The sequence below is a fragment of the Trinickia sp. genome, assembly GCF_035492435.1.
GTDB lineage: Bacteria > Pseudomonadota > Gammaproteobacteria > Burkholderiales > Burkholderiaceae > Trinickia.
Map to the genome: position 1 here is coordinate 1 of NZ_DATJJF010000212.1, position 18,476 is coordinate 18,476.

The window sequence follows — 18,476 nt, forward strand, 5'->3', positions numbered from 1 at the left end:
CGCAAGGAATAGAGGGCTAGGCCGTGACAGATTGTTGAGCGAAGGGAAATAAAGGATTGTTCCGTGCGTCGATGATCGGGGCGGGACACATTGCTACACTGACGGCGCTGCTCGAAAGAGCAGACTTTTTCGCAGTGTCGAAAAAGAGGTCTCCAAACCATTGTCAGCGCGGCTCCGACGGCCGCGCTCTTTTTTTGTGGCTGAGCCGTGTCAGGCGATGAGCCGCAAGATTGTTGGTTCAGCGATGACCGCGGCGATTGCGCCGCTCTCTTGATGATGACGCGATGCCGCTTTCAGGTTCTTGCGTTGGCGGCGTCCAATCTTCCATTACGTAGTGCCGGGCATCCATCGGCGACGCTAGTAGGTTTTGCCAGTGATCGCCGTGCCAAAAAGGGTCCACATACAAAAGCGTGGCAGGCGCTGTTGGACCGACCCGATTTTTTGCACGCGCGGCTTGTGCGAACTTCGCGAATAAGCGCTTCAGTTCCACCCTAAGCATGACCATCTCCAACCAGCTAATCCCTCAAATGCATGATCCGACTGGGATCCAGCATAGGCAACCCGGATAAATACTTACATTAGAAACGGTTTTGTAGCAAAACATGGGTGGGTTGATAGTTGGGTGGCCAACAAAAGTAATATTAAAAGCGGGTTGCCCGGACCCTTTTCCAAGAGCATGCATAATGCATCGGAAAACTGTTCAGATAATGAAAAACTCCTTGACGAATGCTTGCGGTTCCCTTTATAACAGCAGCGCCGGATACGCTTTAGCATGACGCGGCGGGTGGAGAGACCGCTGTTCGCGCATGAATGAGATTTCGGTGGAGGGCGCTGCCCGTCTATTAAAAATTTCGAGGGAATTAGTACTATGGAAACTGGTATCGTCAAATGGTTCAACGATGCTAAAGGGTTTGGATTCATCACGGCAGATAAGGGTGGCGAGGATCTCTTCGCGCATTTCTCCGAAATCCAGGTGGAAGGCTTCAAGTCCTTGAAGGAAAATCAGCGCGTTCAGTTCGACGTGAAAACCGGGCCGAAAGGAAAGCAGGCGGCCAATATTCGTCCGATTTAACCGCTCATTGCATCGAAGCTAAGGCCGCCGCCAGCCCGCGCGAGGAATGTCGAGCGAGCGCGGCGCCGGCCACGGGCGCTTTAGGCTTGGTGCATACTTCGGTCATCCAAGTCGCTGAGCGCCTTTTTCATGTCAGATTTTGCATTGCCTAGCCCGGCAGTCGATGGGTCGGTCGTTTTCGTCGACCTGGAAACGACGGGCGGTTCGCTCGCCGATCATCGCATCACGGAGATCGGTATCGTAGAAGCAGGGCCATCGGGCGTTTCGCGGTGGAGCACCCTCGTCAACCCACAGCAATCGATTCCCCCGTTTATTCAACAACTCACCGGGATCACGGACGACATGGTGCGCGAGGCGCCGACGTTCGATGCGATTGCACCGGTGCTATTCGAACGGCTCGAGGGACGGTTATTCGCCGCCCATAACGCTGGGTTTGACCGAGGCTTTTTACGCAGCGAGTTCAAGCGTGTCGGCTTCGCGTTCAATCCGGATGTTCTTTGTACGGTGCGGCTGTCGCGCGCGCTGTTCCCCCACGAGAAACGACACGGGCTCGATGCGCTCATCGAGCGCCACGCGCTGATGCCGATCGCGCGGCATCGCGCGCTTGCGGATGCTGATCTGCTTTGGCAATTCTGGCAGCGATTGCACGGCGAGTTGCCGCTCGATGTGTTGCGCGAGCACGTCCAGCGAGCGGTGCATCCCTACCGGATCGCCGGCGAGATCACTGAAGACATGCTCGATTCAGTCCCGGCCGGTTGCGGCGTTTACGCCTTCTACGATAAATCGGACGTTGCGTTGTATGTCGGGCGCAGTGTGCGTTTGCGCCAGCGACTGCGCGCCCATCTGGCCGGCGAGCGGCGCTCGGCGCGTGAGATGCGCATGGTGCAGCAGATCTGGCGCGTGCAATGGCTCGAGACGGGCGGCGAGCTCGGCGCGCTGTTGACCGAAGCGCAATGGATTGCCGCGTTGCAACCGGTGCATAACCGTGCGCCACGGTCGGAGCGCAAGCGTTCGGGCAATGCACCTTGGCCGTTCCGAGGGGCGATTCTGTTCGAGGAACGCTCAGGCACCGACCCTTCCACTTTCCACGTGGTAGATCACTGGCGCTACCTGGGGGCAGCGAATTCCGTCGAGCAGGCCAGTGAGCTCGCGGCGAAGAACACGTTGCGCGAGTTCGAACCGTCGACGTATCGCATCCTGCAATCGCATCTCGCTCGGGGCCTGCAGGTGTTTCCGCTCGTGCCGGCGAATGAGTGCGCTGTGGCGCATCCATTATCGACCCTGCCCACGTCACCGGCGGGCTGCCCGACACAGACTAATCAGCTGACGCTGCCCACCCCACCGGACGAGCAAACATGCGCGAGCGCTGTCATGAGCGGCCCTGTCTCGCTCGCGTCGTAGCGCGTCATCGATTTCCAGTTCTGCACGCTGTGCGCGAGCCGGATCGGACAATCGGGCGCGTCGCGCAGTGGCTCGACCCGTGCCAGGCCTGCAATCATGGACGGAGTCAGTCGGTCGAGCGCCGGGCGGATGGTGGTCGCCAAGTCGGGCGGGGAGCCTTCGGGCGGCTTCGCTTTGCGCCATTGCTCGAAGAGTGCGCTTTGCACCTCTTTGCTTGCCTCGATCTGGTCTTTAAAAAATGTGCGAGCAAAAGCTGGATCGACGCCGGCTGCGCGCGCCTGCCGCTCGACATCGGCTAGGAGTGCCGCTTCACGCTGCGTGTCGGTGATCGGATGATGGTTGGCCCACTTCCATCGGGCGACGGGCGCTGCCAACGCCAGACGCTGGGACGTCAGTGCGACAAGGTTCATCAGCGGGGTATCGTCACCATCGGCCAAGGCAGGACTAGGGGCCGAGAGCAATGCGGCGCACAGCGCTGCGGCGCCGGCTATGCCGGCACAGCCGGCGCGAACAGAACGATTTATCAGCATGCGGACGCTGGGATGGTTGGCAACCGAACGCTAGGCGGACACCGCAATGTGGCTCGTGCCGCTGCGCCTGGTTGTCGATGATTGACATGCACGAACGCGCTGGCGGTGCGGGCAGTAACGCTGGCGGACGCCTGCGGCCAGGTACGCCACGGCACTGCGCTCGTCGGGCACGTTCACTTAGCGTCGCACAACTTGCGCTGCTCGTCGAAGAACGCACGAACGTGCTCAGGCAACTCGGCGGCAAGAAATTCAACGCCTACGGGCTCGGGATCGGGGCTCGCGACTTTGTCGGGGGGCGGAATATAGACGGGCTTTGCTTCCATGTTTCTCTCCAGACACAAATTCATTATCGACGCGCCCGTCGATCGATGCCAGCACGGAATCGCTTTTTAACGCTTTGTTGCATTAACAGCACAATTGGGGGTGTTTCCCGGTGGGCGATGATGCCGATGGCAATGGGCGACTCTTTTTTGGATGTCAGACATGATCAGCCTGCGACTTTGTCACGCGCCCGTGCATTGGTCGGTTAGGTGTCGCACACCGGCTTGCACGTGACAACGCCGTGCCTTCGCTAAGGGGAAATCTTTGCTATAGGTCCGCCCGCACCGCGCCTGGTATGGGTGGGAAAAGGCATGTGGCGGTAGCGACGCTCGCTCTCGCGGACTTCAGCTTCTGCCTGTTTGCGCGCGACAACGAGCGAACTGCTGGCGCTCAGCTAGCGGCCGGCCGCTCTTTGATCTCATCCACGCGGTCCGGATAGAACGCGAGGTGATTGCGGATCGGCGCGACGGCCTCGTACGGGGTGTTGTAGGTCCAAACTGCGTTAACCGAGCGCTCGCCGCCCGCCGGAATCGAGAAGTACGTGCAATCCCCCTTATACGGGCAGTACGTTGCGTGTCCGGTGCGCTCGAGCAACGTCATGTCGACGTCCTCTCGCGGGATGTAGATGACTGCCGGGTAACTGGCCTCGTGGAGCGTCAACGCATCGTGCGTATCGGCGACGACCTTACCCGACACAGTGACCACCACCCGCGAGGGATTGCGTTCAATGGCAATCGGGTGGTCCTTGCCCGGAATCTTCACTGGCCGGGCTCCGGTAGCGGTGTTGCTGACCATGATTTCTCCTTGAGTTCGGTGTATTCAATTTCGCCGCCGTATGCCGGGAGCTTGCCGACTGAGGCATGCGCCGCGAGCGACGAGAGCAAATTCACGTTGCTGCCCTTGCACATCACGTGCCGTAGCTGCTGCACGAGAAAATAGGGCGCGCGCACGTTCACTGCGAACAGATCGTCGAAGTCTTCAATGGTCGCTTCCTCGAGACTTGCCGTCTTGGAAATGCCAGCGTTGGCGACCAGAATGTCCAGACGATCGCCGAGCGCGGTGCGTACGCGTTTGGTGGCGACTTTCTTGGTGTTACCCCCGCCGCACGGATTTCGGCGACAACAGCATCCGCCTGCTTTTCTCCGCCGTTGTAATGAGCGAGGATCTGCGCGCCTGCTTTGGCGAGTGCTAGCGCACTGGCCTGTCCGATACCGCGCGCTGCGCCCGTGACGAGCGCACTCTTTCCGGTGAGATGAGTCACAGCTGTTCTTCCGATAGGTCTTTGCCCGGAATCAACCTGCTGTCTTGCCCCCGTCGACGGTGACAATCTGACCGGTTACGAACGACGCTGCATCCGAGGCAAGAAACAGGATTGCCCGGGCGATTTCGTCAGGTTGGCCCACGCGCCCAAGCGGCACCTTCGAGGCAAGCGCCGCCTTGCGCTCGGTTGTTCCGGTAAATCGATCGAGCATGCCGGTTTCGGTCGGGCCCGGCGCGACTGCGTTGACGCGCACACCTGACGCTGCAACTTCGAGCGCGGCCGACTTCGTCATGCCTTCGACCGCATGCTTGCTGCCGGCGTAGACAGACGCGTAAGCCGCGCCTTCATGGCCGTAGGTCGACGAAACGTTGACGATGCTGCCGCGCTTCTGTGCCTGCATCACGCGCAGTTCGTGCTTCATGCTGAGCAGGGTGCCGAGCACATTGGTGTCGAAGGTCGTGGCGTAGCTTTCCGCCGTTTGGTCGACGACGGAACCGGGTTGGCCCTCCGTGCCGGCATTGTTGACGGCAACATCGATGCGGCCAAAACGGGCTACGGTCTGGTCGACGAGCCCGCGGACGTCATCGTCGTGGCGGACGTCGGCGAGGACAAAGACGGCGTCTGCGCCGAGTCCGCGAAGTTCGGCTTCGAGCGCTTTGCCGTCGGCTTCACGGCGGCCGGAAACGACAAGATGCGCGCTGCTGTCTGCGAAGGCAAGTGCCGTGGCGCGGCCGATGCCTGTCAGCGCGCCGGTGATTACAACGACTGGGGTAGTGGCCATTGCACGCTCCTGCGATATAGATGAGAGGTATGGGGCGAAGGCGCTGGCAGTCCGTTGCGGAGTGCTGGTAGGCGCCGTGTCGTTGCCTAATCCTTAATCTAGTGACCTATTGCGGAAAGCAAAAAGACTTTGTAGGCTGGTACGCATGCCTGCTAAGCATGGTCAGCATGGGAACCGGCGGGGATCATGGAGCTCCGACATCTGCGCTATTTCATTGCCGTGGCGGAGACAGGCAGCCTTACGGTCGCCGCCAAACAGCGCCTGCACACGTCGCAGCCGTCTCTTAGTCGGCAGATTCGCGATCTGGAGGACGAGGTCCGTGCGGAACTGTTCAGCCGCAGTGCCGGGGGCGTTGAGCTGACTGCGGCGGGCAAGGCTTTTCTCGATCATGCGCGGCTGGCGCTCGCGCAGGTCGATGCCGCGACAGAGGCTGCGCGCCGCGCAGCGCAGCCGGCAAAACAGGCCTTCGCGCTAGGCTTTCAGACCGGTGAGGAAATAACCTGGCTGTCGCGCGCCATGCGGGTTCTGCGCGATGAGTTGCCAAATATCGACGTCACCGTATCGAGCGGTTATTCGCCGGATCTCGCCGATGCGCTAGCGCGTGGCAGGCTCGACTTGGCGTTTCTGCGAGCCGAACCGGGTTTCGATCTCGACTATCGCGTCATCAGCAGGGAAAAGCTTATTGTGCTCATGCCGAGCGACCACCGGCTGACGACACGAACGACGATCCGCCCCGTTGAGCTAGTGGGGGAGGCGTTCATCATGGCGTCGAATAAGGCGAGGGTGCTGCACGACGTCATCGAGCGGTATTTGCAGCAGAGTGGGGTCGATATCACGCCCGCACACGGCGTCGATAATCTCGCGATGGCGATGTCGCTCGTGGCATCCACGGGTGGGCTGGCGTTGATGCCGGAGTACGCGAACAATCTGCTGCCATGGTCGGTCGTAAGTCGGCCCCTTGAAGGCGACGTACCGACCGTTGATCTCGTTATGGGCTACAGCAGGTCGAACACATCTCCAGTTTTGAAGCTCTTTCTTTCGAGAGCAGAAGAACTCACGGCGCAATTCACTGCACCCTCGTCGTGAGGGAAAGCGCGCCCGTAGTGCCCTCGTGTGCGGCGAGCATGTAGCCTGCGTTGCGACATTGCTGTGAACCCCAGAAAAACAAAAAGCCCAGTCACGAGGGCTGGGCTTTTTGCTTGAATCTGTTGGTGCCGGAAAGAGGAATCGAACCCCCGACCTTCGCATTACGAATGCGCTGCTCTACCGTCTGAGCTATTCCGGCAACCGGAGAAACAAGATTATAGAGACAGGTCGGTTCGGCTGACAAGCCCTTTTTTCAAATTTTTTTGACTTACTGCTCTGCGACCTCTTGCGCATGGTAATGGGTCACCCTTTCGACCTCGTTCTTGGAGCCGAGGAAGACGGCCACGCGCTCATGCAAGCTGCTCGGCTGAATGTCCAGGATCCGCTCTTTGCCGTTCGTCGCTGCACCGCCCGCCTGCTCGACGATGAACGACATCGGGTTGGCCTCGTACATGAGCCGCAGTTTGCCGTGCTTATCAGGCGTGCGCTGGTCGGCCGGGTACATGAAGATGCCGCCGCGATTCAGGATGCGATGTACATCCGCGACCATCGAGGCAATCCACCGCATATTGAAGTCCGCTTGGCGCGGCCCCGTCTTGCCGGCGGTAAGCTCGCCCACATACCGCTGTACCGGCGGGTACCAGTGCCGTGCATTCGACGCGTTGATCGCATACTCGCGGGTGTCTTCGGGAATCTGCATGTTCTGGTGGGTCAGCACCCACGAGCCCAGCTCACGGTCGAGCGTGAAGCCATTGACGCCATTACCGGTCGTCAGCACGAGGACGGTCTGCGGCCCATAGACAGCGTAGCCCGCCGCCACTTGCTGGGTACCCGGTTGCAGGAACGACTCCTCGGTCGCGTCTGACCCGTTCGGGCAACGCAAGACGGAGAAGATCGTGCCGATGGAGACGTTGACGTCGATGTTCGATGAGCCGTCGAGCGGGTCGAACACGAGCAGATATTCGCCTCGTGGATAGTTGGAGGGAATGGGGAAGGGCATTTCCATCTCCTCGGATGCCATCGCGGCAAGGTTGCCGCCCCATTCGTTGGCCTCGAGCAGAATTTCGTTCGAGAGGACGTCGAGCTTCTTCTGCACTTCGCCCTGCACGTTCTCAGTGCCTGCGGTGCCCAGCGCGTCGCCCAGCGCGCCTTTGCTGACGTGATAGCTGATGAGCTTGCATGCGCGCGCGACGACTTCGATGAGAAGCCGTAGATCGGCGGGCATATTCTGCGTTTGGCGTTGCTGCTCGATCAGGAATTGGGTAAGGGAAGTGCGTCGTTGCAAGGACATTTGCAGTGCTCCGGAAAGCCATGGGAAACGTGGGAATTTTACTCGCCGGCACGCGGCCCTCCGCGGGTTTTTGCGCGGTGGCGCACGTGCTGGATTCGGCGTATTGCCGAGGTGCCCTGCCGTCATAACCGCCCGCGTGGTGCCAGGTCGCGGGCGGCTGAAGCGCTTTATGCGAGCGCTTTCTCAATGATTTCGCGCACGTCGCGCGACGACACCTTGGCCTCCACACGCTCGAGTGCCTCACGCATGCGCTCCCTCAGCGCGGGCGTGTAACGGCGCCAAAGCTCCAGTGCCCGTGCGAGACGTGCGGCCACCTGCGGGTTCAGGGCATCGAGCGCGATGACCTGGTCGGCCCAGAATGCGTAGCCGGAGCCGTCGGCGGCATGAAACTGAGCGGGGTTGCCCGAACAGAAACTGAAAATCAGCGACCGTGCACGGTTCGGATTGCGCAGCGTGAAGGCGGGGTGCGCCATCAGCTTGTTCACGACGTCGATGACGGGACGAGCCTGGGTGCCGCGCTGTGCCGCCTGCAAGGCAAACCATTTGTCAATGACGAGCGGTTCGCGCTCGAAGCGCCGATAAAAATCGTCGAGCGCGGTTTGCGCAGCCGCTGTCGGCGCGCTTGCCGATGCCGCGAGCAGTGCGCAAAGCGCTGCAGCGCGATCGGTCATATTGTTCGCGCCGGCGTATTGCGCGTCGGCGAGGCGAACCGCCTCGGACGGGTCGTCGAGCTCGGCAAGGTAGGCGAGCGCCAGGTTCTTGAGTGCGCGATGCCCGGTCGCCTGCGGCGTCGGCTCGTAAGGCCCGTTTGTGGTATGCCGAGCATAGATATCGAGCCACGCTTGACGCAGCGCCTCGGCGAGCCGCTTGCGCATGAATTGTCGTGCGGCATGCACTGCGGCTGGGTCGGCCTCGGCCATCTGTTCAGCCAAATACGCCTCGGAGGGCAACACCAGCGCCAGTTCGCGGAACGCTGGGGAGAGCGTTTCGTCCGTCAGCACGCGCGCAAATGCATCGATCACTGCGTCGTCCAGCGAAAGCGGCTCGTTGGCGGCCGCGCGCGCGGCGTTTGCGAGCAACGCGCGCGTGGCAAGCCGCTGGCCTGCCTCCCAGCGGTTGAACGGGTCGCTGTCGTGCGCGAGCAAGAAGGCGAGTTCCTCGGTCGTGTAGTCGTACTCGACAACGACGGGTGCCGAAAAGTTGCGCAGCAGCGACGGGAGCGGCCGCTCAGCGACGTCGACAAACGTGAACGTCTGCTCGCTTTGGGTCAGCTCCAGCACGCGCGTGCTGTCACCGGCAGCCGGCTCGCCTTCGAGGCGAAGCGGCATATCCGCGCCGTCGTGCCCAATGAGGCCGATGGCGAACGGGATCAAAAGCGGACCGGTTTGCGTTTCGCGCGCGGCCGGCGCTGCATCGCCATAACGCTGCGAAAGCGTCACGGTGTAGCGGCGCGCAGCGGCGTCATACGCCGTGCGCACACCGACGCGCGGCGTGCCGGCTTGGCTGTACCAACGTTCGAATTGCGCGAGATCCCGACCATTGGCATCGGCAAGCGCACGGCGGAAGTCGTCGCATGTGACGGCTTGTCCGTCGTGACGCTCGAAATAGAGATCCATCCCGCGTCGGAAACCGTCGCGACCGAAAAGGGTTTGGTACATGCGCACCACTTCAGAACCCTTTTCGTACACCGTCATGGTGTAGAAGTTGTTGATTTCGACGTAACTTTCCGGGCGCACAGGATGCGCCATCGGCCCCGCATCCTCGGCGAACTGCATTTGGCGCAGCACGCGCACGTCCTCGATGCGCTTGACGGCGCGCGCGGCAGCATCAGTCGCACCGCCTTGCATGTCGGCCGAGAACTCCTGATCGCGAAAGACAGTCAGCCCTTCCTTCAGGCTCAGTTGGAACCAGTCGCGGCACGTGACGCGGTTGCCCGTCCAGTTGTGGAAGTACTCGTGGCCGACCACGGCTTCGATGTTGCCGAAATCGGTGTCTGTCGCAGTCTCTGGATTGGCGAGCACATACTTCGTATTGAAGATGTTGAGGCCCTTGTTCTCCATGGCGCCCATGTTGAAGTCGCTCACCGCAACGATCATGAAACGATCAAGATCGAGCTCGAGGCCGAAGCGCTCCTCGTCCCAGCGAATCGAGTTGATCAGCGAATCCATGGCGTGCTGCGTCTTGTCGAGATCGTGCGGCTCGACCCAAACCTGCAACAGCTTCTCCTTGCCGGAGCCAGTCCGAACCCGCTCCTCGACCGCGACGAGCTTGCCTGCAACGAGTGCGAACAGGTAGCTCGGTTTCTTGAACGGGTCTTCCCACTTCGCGTAGTGACGAGCGTCGGGTAGATCGCCTTGCTCGATCAGGTTGCCGTTCGACAGCAACACCGGATACGTGGACTTGTCGGCCCTGAGTGTCACCGTGTAGGTGGACATCACGTCGGGGCGATCGAGGAAATAAGTGATGCGTCGGAATCCTTCTGCCTCGCATTGCGTGAAGAAGTTGCCGCTCGAGACGTAAAGGCCCGAAAGCGTCGTATTGTCAGCTGGGTTGCAGGCGTTCACGATCGTGAGTTCGAACGCGTCGGGCAAGTCTTCGACGACGAGGCCGTGCTCGTGCACCCGGTGCGCCGCGTGCTCGCTACCGTTGAGCGACACCGAAATCAGCTCTAGCGCTTCGCCCATCAGCTCGAGGTGGGGTGCCCGCGCTGCATCGGCGTTGCGGCGTACCCGCATCGTGCTCTTGACGAACGTACGCTCGGGTACGAGGTCGAATTCAAGAGCGACGGAATCGATTAGAAATGCGGGCGGCGCATAATCGGCCCGACGAATCACGGTGGAATTGGCGGTGGTGGCTTCGGACATGGTTAATCGATAGTCAGTTATAAGTTTCGATGTCGGCCATTGTACAAAGCGCGGGCGCTTCGCGCCTCCTCTTGCTGCGGCCCTCGGGGGAGCTGGTTGGAGGGGAGGGCTGTCGCCGAATGGCAACCAGTACGCCGATCGCCTGGTTGGGCCAGGAGTGGTGCTCGCGTAGAGCCTGCTCTGGCATGGGGCGCGAGCGTTTAACAATGAGTGAGGGCCAAATGATGACGAATTGGGAGAGATTGCGTCCGGTCGCGATGCCGGCACTGGCGCTTTGTGCCACGTGGATGACTGGCTGCACCACGTACGTGACGACGCAGGTCACGGCGTTTTCGCAGTGGAGTGGCAGCGATGCGACACGGACCTACGCGTTCACGCGCTCGCCGGACCAGCAAAACAGCATCGAGCAGGCGACTTACGAGCAAATCGTTGCGTCCGAACTCGATGCTCACTCGTTCAAGCAAGTCTCGGAGGGGCGGGCGCATTACTTTGTCGGCCTTATGTACTCGATGCGCGGAGACATGGTGACGGTGACACAGCCAGCCTACTACGCGAACCCGTGGCCCGGCCCCTATTGGCGGCCGATTAATCCATGGTTGGGGCCATATAATTACTCTTCGGCGTACGTCAGTGAGTCCTACCCGGTCTACACGCATACGCTCGGCATCCGAATCACCGAGCGGGAATCGGGTGAGGAGGTGTATCAGGTGACCGCCAACAACACCACGGAGGATCCGTCGCTCGTGGGGGCGATGCCGTTTCTCGCACGAAGTGCGCTTACCGGCTTTCCGCTTAGCAACGGCGTCGTGCGTACGGTGCGCATCCCCGCTGATGGCTCCGGCGCGCCGAACGAGGTGACCGTGAAGCAACCGCCAACCGCGGTCCCCGCATTGAAAGCAGGCTCCGCCGGCTCGGCAGGCACCACGGCCGCGTCCCCACAATAGCGGGGCAGTCTGCCTCGGGGCGAGAGACTCCCGTCAGTTCAGGCGGCTGCCCTCACTCTGCGCCGGGCCCGTAACCGCCAAAGACTGAAGACGACGGGTACAAAGGCGGCGATGAAGCCGATCAGTGCCCAGCCTGGCAAAAGGATGCCCAGAATGGGCGGATAAACCGTTTCGCAAAGGCCGGCCACCTTGAAGACACTCGGTAGCCAATGTGCGGGAGGCAGGCTATCGACAATCGGCTGCAGCGCGTCGAATCCACAGCTGAAACCCGGATTCATCTGGATGTAGACGTGACGGGCGCTGGTGAAGATGCCGGCGGCGGCGGTGATGGCGATCAGCGCTTCAAGGGCCGCCACGCTTCGCCAGTTTTTGCTGGCCGCACCGGCGAAAGCGAACCCCGCCATCAACAGGAAAAAGTACCGTTGAATGATGCAGAGCGGGCAGGGGTCCTCACCTTTTCCGAACTGGAGGTAAAGCGCACCGCCGACGAGGCCGACGCAAACAAGCCCGAGCACAACGAGCAGAGAGCGCTCGCGGCGCATCGAAAGAGAGTTGTTCATGAAGCGAGTGCTCCTACGAGAACAAGCAGAAAACAGGGATAGGTCGGTGCATTTCGTTGAGGCTAGCAGTAAGTAGCTTAGCGGATCGACGCAAGCACGCGTTCGACGGCGAGCGCAGCGCCAAAAAGGGCCTCGTCCCGATTCGGCGCGGCGGCGAGCATGAGTCCGACGGGAGCTTCACCGTGTGGATGGCAAGGCAGCGATATCGCGCAGGCGTCGAGCAGGTTGAAGACAGTGGGGTTACGCAGCACGAGACTATTGATGCGGGTGTACTCCGGATCGTCGCGGCAATCGGCTAGGCGCGGGGGCGCGATCGGCACCGTCGGCGCAACAATCGCATCGAAATGTTGCCACAAGGTTTCATGCGCCGCTTCGATCAGCGCCGCGCGTTGTGCGAGCAGATCGAGGTACTCGCTCGCCCGGACGCCTTCCCCTTTCATGATTCGCATGAGTACGAGTGGATCGTACTCGTCGCGGTGGGCGGCGATGAGTGGATGGTGCCACGCATAGGCCTCCGTCGCCGCAAAACTCGCTCGGTTCATTTTGTGCAGGCGTTCGAGCGGTGCGAAACGCACGTCTTCAAGAATCGCACCGGCCGCCTGGAGATGCTTCAGTGCGGTGTCGATTGCTGCGCCGACGGGGGGCTCGACGTCGTCGGTGACGTAGTGCGTCAGCACGCCAAGGCGCAGCCCTTCTATTGGGCGTGTGGCCGGCACGCGCGGCTCTAACCGCGCGAGAATCCGATCGACGAGCGCGCAGCATGCGACCGAAACCCCGATCGGACCGAACGAATCGAGCGTCGTGGAAAGCGGCACGGAGCCTTGGCGCGGGATGCGGGCGGCAGTCGGCTTGAATCCCGTGAGGCCGCAAAACGCCGCGGGAATTCTGAGGGAGCCGCCGGTATCACTGCCGAGTGAGACCGCCGCCATGCCGTCGGCGACGGAGGCGGCCGCCCCTGATGACGACCCGCCTGCGATGCGTGCGTCGTTGATCGAGTTGCGGCGGTATGGCGAAAGCGGCGTGCCGTAGTGCGGGTTCAGGCCGAGTCCCGAAAACGCGAATTCCGTCATGTTCGTGCGTCCGACGAGAATCGCTCCGGCACGCCTCAGCCTCGCGACTGCCGGGGCATCGGCGCCAGCGGGCGCAGAGCCGTCGAGCGCGCGTGAGCCGGCTCGGGTCACCTGGCCGGCGATGTCGAACAAGTCCTTGACCGAGATCGGAATGCCCGCCAGCGGGGATAGCGTCGTGCCGGCCTTGCGCAAACAGTCGTGCGCGTCGGCCGCTGCGCGGGCACCCGCCGCATCCACATCCACGAAGACGGTCGCGCCTTGACCCGCTGGGTCGGCAATTCGCTCGAGAGCGGTCTCGACAAGAGCGCGGCTCGTCGTCACGCCAGTTGCGAGATCGCTCGCCAGACGCGCGAGCGGGGGGAATGGGATGAAGTCGGTGGGCATGGGTCGGTCCAAGAGTTGGTCGGGTGAAATCGACGGCGGTTACCGCGTCAGTTATGCTGTCCTTTTGAGGGTTATATCCCGTGTTCTGAGCCTGCGCAGCCGGTGTGGTGGGGCTCTCCCAGGGTGGCAGGCATTTTAACGTGGCAGAGTGCCGTCCCAGGTTGAGTGGGGCAGGCGCGGCACGGTTGATGGCAACGGCGCGGCGAAACGGCGGCTACAGCTAGAGCCCAGGACAAGGGCCGCAGGGCTCGGCGAAATGCGACCACTGTGCGGTTGCCGTCGGCTCGAGCACTGGCTGATAATAGGCATGTCCTTTGTTGCGTCTTTGCGCGCGACGCGCACGTTGCCTAATGGTCATGAGCGAAAACATGTCACCGAACGCCCCGCGTCCCCATTCGGATTCTTCGACTCCTTCTTCCAACGATTCTTCTTCTACCTCCGCCTCGCCCAGTCAATCATCATCGCCACCCGCAGGCGCTGGTGACGCTGTTAAGACGGCACCGGCGTCACCAGGGGGAACCGGCAGGTCCGCAGCATCTGATGCCGCAGCACGTGCGTCGAGCGATACGATCGAGAGCGCGTCGTCACTGGCACCCCCCGCGGGTGAAACTCATGTAATGACTGAAGAAGCGCTGGCGGAGCGAGACGCAGCGGTGCAGGAATCTGCTTTGCGGCAATCGGCTCAGCATGGTTCGGCGGTTCAACGAGAGGCGAGCGGCCTGCAGCGAGGTGCGCCGCCACTTGGCTTCGGCGCACCGCCTGATTTCGACACGCAGCGAACGCCGCCGCCAGATGCGATTCCCTTCAAGCCAGCTTATCTGAGGCAAAGCGATTCACCTTGGACGGTGGTCGGCCGGACGATGGTGGCGCGCGCGCGGCGCTTGTTTGATCGCGCAGGGCAGCGAATCACGCAGCGTACGCTGCGCATCGGCATTTCGGCGCGCATCTTTCATCCGGAACCCGGTGCAATGGGGTTGCGCGGCAAGACGCTGCAATACCTCGAGGAATCGGTCGCGCATTGGGTGATGTCGCGCGACGTCATCGTTTTTATGATCCCGACCGTCGGGCATCAGGCCATGCTCCATCCGAGCAACATCCGTCTGCGCGATTACGCCAAGCATCTCGACGGCTTGCTTTTGCAGGGCGGGGCGGATGTTTCGCCACAAACCTACGCCGCAACGGAAATTCGCGCGGAATGGCCGGGCGACCGTGTGCGCGACATGTACGAGCTCGAACTGCTGCATGAGTTCGTCGAGTCAGGCAAGCCTGTGCTCGGCGTGTGCCGCGGTTGCCAGCTGATCAACGTAGCGTTTGGCGGCACGCTTTATCAAGATATTGCGACCGAAGTGCCGACAGCTGGCATTCACGTCAATGAGCACTATGACCAGCACCGCCATACCGTGCGTTTTCCGCAAGGCTCGACGCTGCCCGGCATGTTTCCGGGACGTCGCGACGCCATTGTCAATTCGATCCACCATCAGGCTATCAAGATGCTGGGGCGGGATCTCAATGTGGAGGCGGTGTCGTCGGAGGATGGGCTCATCGAGGCGGTTCGCTATCGACGCGCCCCATTCGTCATGGGTGTGCAATGGCATCCAGAGTTCCATCGCGCGGGCGGTCCCGAGTTGCTGGATTGCACCCCGCTGCTTGACGCTTTCTTGCGCACGGCGCGCGAAACCCGGTTCTGATCACGCGCTGGGCTCAGCCGACGGGGCGGGATCTTGGCGTTGGGTACCGTCAATGGGCTCCGCTTTGTTTTTTTCACAGAAAAGTGTTGACACGATTCGTCGGCTTATACATAATCTCGTTTCTTCGCTGCACGAACACTTGATTGTGCGACGCGAATGAAAATGCGGGAGTAGCTCAGTTGGTAGAGCGCAACCTTGCCAAGGTTGAGGTCGCGAGTTCGAGACTCGTCTCCCGCTCCAGTTTCTTTGTCCGCGGACTTTTGTTCTAGTTCGTCGGATTGGCAGCCCCCAGTTCTTGGGGGCATGCGCTTCCCAAGCAACCTGTTAATCGCCAAGCTCACATCGCATCAAGCGCTGAGCGCGTTATCTTGCTTTCAGCACCCAGAGTGTCGCTTTAATTGCTTTTGGCCGGTACCCAATCGAATCGGGTAGGGGGCCGCGTCTGCGGCTCAACGCGTGCGCCGTTTTTGCTGCTTGAGATCGATCCTCGACTGCTTGTGGGCTGGGTCTGGGGATTGAGCAGTGTCGGAGATACGCGCGCTCCGTGTCTTGGTCTTTGCAAACCAACGCTGACTGGCGTGTTCGCCGATTGAAACATCCATCGGGACGACATCTGATGCTGAGCGAGCGGCAGGCCATCACGCTCAACCATGTCGGCATTCATGGTGGCCGCCGTCCTAGTGTGTCGGCAGCCACGTGCGTTGGCGCTTCTTGAGCCGCTTGTTTGCGGGCTAGTGCCTGGTGCTTCGCGGCCTGTTGGCAGCGCGCGGCCATCGTACGCGATGGCATGCGCGCATGCCGTCGTGACGCCGATGCAGAACAACCGATACGTCACCTGCTCTGACCCGGACAATTCATGTGCTCGCAAATCAATGCGCAAAAGTGTTGACACGGATCGGGATCTTATACATAATCTCGTTTCTCCAGTTGATCGAAACGATTAACAGAGGGGAATGCGGAGAAGCGCAGAGAAAAGCAAATGCGGGAGTAGCTCAGTTGGTAGAGCGCAACCTTGCCAAGGTTGAGGTCGCGAGTTCGAGACTCGTCTCCCGCTCCAAACATTGGGGGAAGCAGAGCTTCCCTTTTTATTTGGCAGCCCGAATCGGTTGCTAGATGATTGAATCGTATCGGTGCAGCAACGATACGGTCAAACCCGCTTACGGCGCGATAGCAAAGCGGTTATGCAGCGGCCTGCAAAGCCGTTTAGGCCGGTTCGACTCCGGCTCGCGCCTCCAGACTCCAGATAAAGCCCTGACTCGTCAGGGCTTTTCTATTTGCGCCGGCAGCACGCGTCTATGGCGATGCGTCGCGCAAAGCAGACGACAAACATCCGTCCTCGAATGCTCCACTGAACATCGCCCTCGATGCATCGAGCCTGCGGCGCTATGCCGATGGTCGCCTGCGTGTTAGAAAAAGCCGGCTCCCCGTTGGCGATACGCGTACCTCCCAGCATCGAACAACCTCCAGAATCGCAGACCCAATGTACAGAGAGTGGCGTGGCTAGGTGTCGGCATGCTTATCACCAAGCATGGGCCGAAGAGCAAGAGTGAATTCAGAAGTACCAGCCACGGGCCGAATGTCGCCAATTCGCATAGCCCTCGATGAAGACCACTTTGCTGATTTTTTTTAGAATTTTTTCCCCGTAGTTTTTGCACTCAGAACAGGTCGTGGGATTAAAAGCGATGAGATGAATCATGCGCTTTGTTACTGAATCTGCAATTCGGTGACCGCGGTCTATGTTTTTTTAGGAGTGCGATATGCCGAGTCGTTCATTTGCCCTTGGCGCGTTCCGCCGGCGCCATCTCGTGGCACTTGCAGCAACGCTTGCATGCTTCGCTGGTTCGCTCGCCTCCGCCGCCGAGGCGCCATTGCCGCCAGCGCCGACAGGAGACATGACGCTCTCGCCGTCCGGTCCGTACATCGAAGGGCTTCAACGCGCGCGTCCAGCCGAAGACCACGCTCAACTACATGGCATAGGCAGTTCCACCTATACCTACTTGCGTTGCTGGTACCGCGTTGACTCCGAGCCGCTCAAGCCGCTGGCGACCTACGAGTGGGGACGCGACCCATCGAGCGGCGATTGGTATCGCGTCCCCGGCTACTGGTGGGCAGACGGAATCTTGCGGTGGAAAAACATGTTCTACAGCGTCACGACGCAGGAGACGCTCAACGATGTTTGCGCCAAAACGCTCGAGGGCAATGGCATTCGGCAGCCTGTGCTGCAGGCTGTCGCCGCAAACAACCAGTTGTCCTTCAACTACACCGTGTGGACGCTCGATAGCGCCGATCAGGGCGATCGGCTCAATCGTATTGTCATGCTCGGCGATAGCCTCTCCGATACGCAAAACGCCTATAACGCAACCTTTTGGCATGCGCCTAACCGCATGAGCTGGAATGCTGGACGCTTCAGTAATGGTCAATTATGGGTCGAATACCTGTCGAGCTTAATAAAATTACCTGTCTATAACTGGGCAATCGGCGGTGCGGCAGCGGATCGCTACTTTGTGATCCCAGGTGTTACGCAGCAAGTCGATTCGTGGAAAGAGAAAACGACATGGGCGCAAAATTACCGCGCGCAAAATACGCTTTTTCTCGTGTTCATCGGCGCCAACGATTTGATGAACGCTGGCCGAACAGCCCGGCAGTCGGCGGCAAGCGTGCGTGAGAGTCTAATCAAGCTCGCCGATGCGGGCGCAACGCACATCCTGCTGCTCAATTTGCCTGACCTCACGCGCGCACCGGCTTTTCTCTTGCGTCATGATGCGGAGGCCATCGCGGCACAGGTCGCGATCTACAACCGTCAGTTGGCACGCCTCGTCGAGGAGATGCGCTCTCGTTATGGCGCATCGCTGCGACTTGAGCTGTTCGATACACATGCAGTCTTCGACGACTTGTTTAACCACCCTCAGGACTACGGGTTCGAAAACATGGAAGACGCCTGTCTCGACATTCAAAGCCACTCAGCGCTTGCCTATCTGAGTGCACACGCACCGAGCCCGGCGTGTCGCGATCCCGGCGGGTTTGTGTTTTGGGACACGGTGCACCCCACGACTGCGACGCATCGGGTCGTGGCCGAAAAGGTCGCTGCATTCTTGAAAGACCGATTTGCCGACCGGCTCGCCGAGTAATGCCTGTACAAGCTTTGTTCGCCTTCTCGTAGCGCTTTCGCAAGCCCGCTGTTGCCCATGACGCCCGACGTCATAGCCGGGATAAGCGGTGGTTT

Annotated in this window: 14 protein-coding genes, 4 tRNA genes and 1 pseudogene; 9 read left to right on the forward strand and 10 right to left on the reverse strand. The window is 60.7% G+C overall.

All coding sequences use genetic code 11. From position 1 onward, the window contains the following. The first annotated feature begins 868 nt into the window (after positions 1-868). Together VL598_RS15255 and VL598_RS15260 are read left to right on the forward strand one after the other, a co-directional pair. Positions 869-1,072, forward strand: a complete 204-nt coding sequence (locus VL598_RS15255; RefSeq protein ID WP_325327569.1) for a cold-shock protein — start codon at positions 869-871, stop codon at positions 1,070-1,072. A gap of 129 nt (positions 1,073-1,201) precedes the next feature. Further along, positions 1,202-2,473: an exonuclease domain-containing protein gene (locus VL598_RS15260; protein WP_325327570.1), complete on the forward strand. Its 1,272-nt coding sequence runs from the start codon at positions 1,202-1,204 to the stop codon at positions 2,471-2,473. On the opposite strand, the gene VL598_RS15265 is transcribed toward VL598_RS15260, so the two are convergent. The 5 genes and pseudogenes from VL598_RS15265 to VL598_RS15285 form a co-directional block, all read right to left on the reverse strand. Then, complete coding sequence (locus VL598_RS15265; protein ID WP_414718732.1) at positions 2,392-2,997, reverse strand: chorismate mutase; 606 nt, start codon at positions 2,995-2,997, stop codon at positions 2,392-2,394. The genes VL598_RS15260 and VL598_RS15265 overlap by 82 nt on opposite strands. Positions 2,998-3,176: 179 nt before the next feature. After that, entirely contained in the window at positions 3,177-3,326 is a 150-nt protein-coding gene (locus VL598_RS15270; protein ID WP_325327572.1) for a hypothetical protein, read from the reverse strand. A gap of 388 nt (positions 3,327-3,714) precedes the next feature. Continuing rightward, positions 3,715-4,119 carry a DUF427 domain-containing protein gene (locus tag VL598_RS15275; RefSeq protein WP_325327573.1) on the reverse strand — a complete coding sequence of 135 codons (405 nt, stop codon included), beginning with the start codon at positions 4,117-4,119 and terminating at the stop codon, positions 3,715-3,717. Between the two features lie 38 nt (positions 4,120-4,157). Continuing rightward, positions 4,158-4,585, reverse strand: a pseudogene (locus VL598_RS15280) (SDR family NAD(P)-dependent oxidoreductase); the annotation flags it as partial. Between the two features lie 31 nt (positions 4,586-4,616). Then, positions 4,617-5,366, reverse strand: a complete 750-nt coding sequence (locus VL598_RS15285; RefSeq protein WP_325327574.1) for a glucose 1-dehydrogenase — start codon at positions 5,364-5,366, stop codon at positions 4,617-4,619. A 186-nt stretch (positions 5,367-5,552) separates the two neighbouring features. On the opposite strand from VL598_RS15285, the gene VL598_RS15290 reads away from it, so the two are divergent. Next, on the forward strand, positions 5,553-6,452 hold the full coding sequence (locus tag VL598_RS15290; protein WP_325327575.1) for a LysR family transcriptional regulator: 900 nt from the start codon (positions 5,553-5,555) through the stop codon (positions 6,450-6,452). 123 nt (positions 6,453-6,575) lie between these two features. Here VL598_RS15290 and VL598_RS15295 read toward each other — a convergent pair. The 3 genes from VL598_RS15295 to pepN all read right to left on the reverse strand — a co-directional run bounded on the left by VL598_RS15295 (position 6,576) and on the right by pepN (position 10,607). After that, positions 6,576-6,651 (reverse strand) — tRNA-Thr (locus tag VL598_RS15295). 69 nt (positions 6,652-6,720) lie between these two features. Then, positions 6,721-7,743: a class 1 fructose-bisphosphatase gene (locus VL598_RS15300; RefSeq protein ID WP_325327576.1), complete on the reverse strand. Its 1,023-nt coding sequence runs from the start codon at positions 7,741-7,743 to the stop codon at positions 6,721-6,723. 167 nt (positions 7,744-7,910) lie between these two features. Then, the gene (gene pepN / locus VL598_RS15305) at positions 7,911-10,607 is read right to left on the reverse strand and encodes an aminopeptidase N (protein ID WP_325327577.1); all 2,697 of its coding nucleotides are present in this window, start codon (positions 10,605-10,607) and stop codon (positions 7,911-7,913) included. A gap of 221 nt (positions 10,608-10,828) precedes the next feature. Here pepN and VL598_RS15310 point away from each other — a divergent pair, with 221 nt between their 5' ends. Next, positions 10,829-11,551 carry a DUF4136 domain-containing protein gene (locus VL598_RS15310; protein ID WP_414718733.1) on the forward strand — a complete coding sequence of 241 codons (723 nt, stop codon included), beginning with the start codon at positions 10,829-10,831 and terminating at the stop codon, positions 11,549-11,551. A 38-nt stretch (positions 11,552-11,589) separates the two neighbouring features. Here VL598_RS15310 and VL598_RS15315 read toward each other — a convergent pair whose 3' ends face one another. Beyond that, positions 11,590-12,111 (reverse strand): disulfide bond formation protein B, encoded by a 522-nt coding sequence (locus VL598_RS15315; RefSeq protein ID WP_325327578.1) that lies wholly within the window; start codon positions 12,109-12,111, stop codon positions 11,590-11,592. Positions 12,112-12,188: 77 nt separating this feature from the next. Further along, entirely contained in the window at positions 12,189-13,565 is a 1,377-nt protein-coding gene (locus tag VL598_RS15320; protein ID WP_325327579.1) for an amidase, read from the reverse strand. 356 nt (positions 13,566-13,921) lie between these two features. On the opposite strand from VL598_RS15320, the gene VL598_RS15325 reads away from it, so the two are divergent. The 5 genes from VL598_RS15325 to VL598_RS15345 all read left to right on the forward strand — a co-directional run bounded on the left by VL598_RS15325 (position 13,922) and on the right by VL598_RS15345 (position 18,381). Then, positions 13,922-15,253, forward strand: a complete 1,332-nt coding sequence (locus tag VL598_RS15325; RefSeq protein ID WP_325327580.1) for a type 1 glutamine amidotransferase — start codon at positions 13,922-13,924, stop codon at positions 15,251-15,253. Between the two features lie 164 nt (positions 15,254-15,417). Further along, positions 15,418-15,493, forward strand: a tRNA-Gly gene (locus VL598_RS15330). A gap of 741 nt (positions 15,494-16,234) precedes the next feature. Next, positions 16,235-16,310 (forward strand) — tRNA-Gly (locus VL598_RS15335). Between the two features lie 104 nt (positions 16,311-16,414). Continuing rightward, positions 16,415-16,488, forward strand: a tRNA-Cys gene (locus VL598_RS15340). Positions 16,489-17,010: 522 nt separating this feature from the next. Then, positions 17,011-18,381: an SGNH/GDSL hydrolase family protein gene (locus VL598_RS15345; RefSeq protein WP_325327581.1), complete on the forward strand. Its 1,371-nt coding sequence runs from the start codon at positions 17,011-17,013 to the stop codon at positions 18,379-18,381. Positions 18,382-18,476 lie beyond the last annotated feature (95 nt).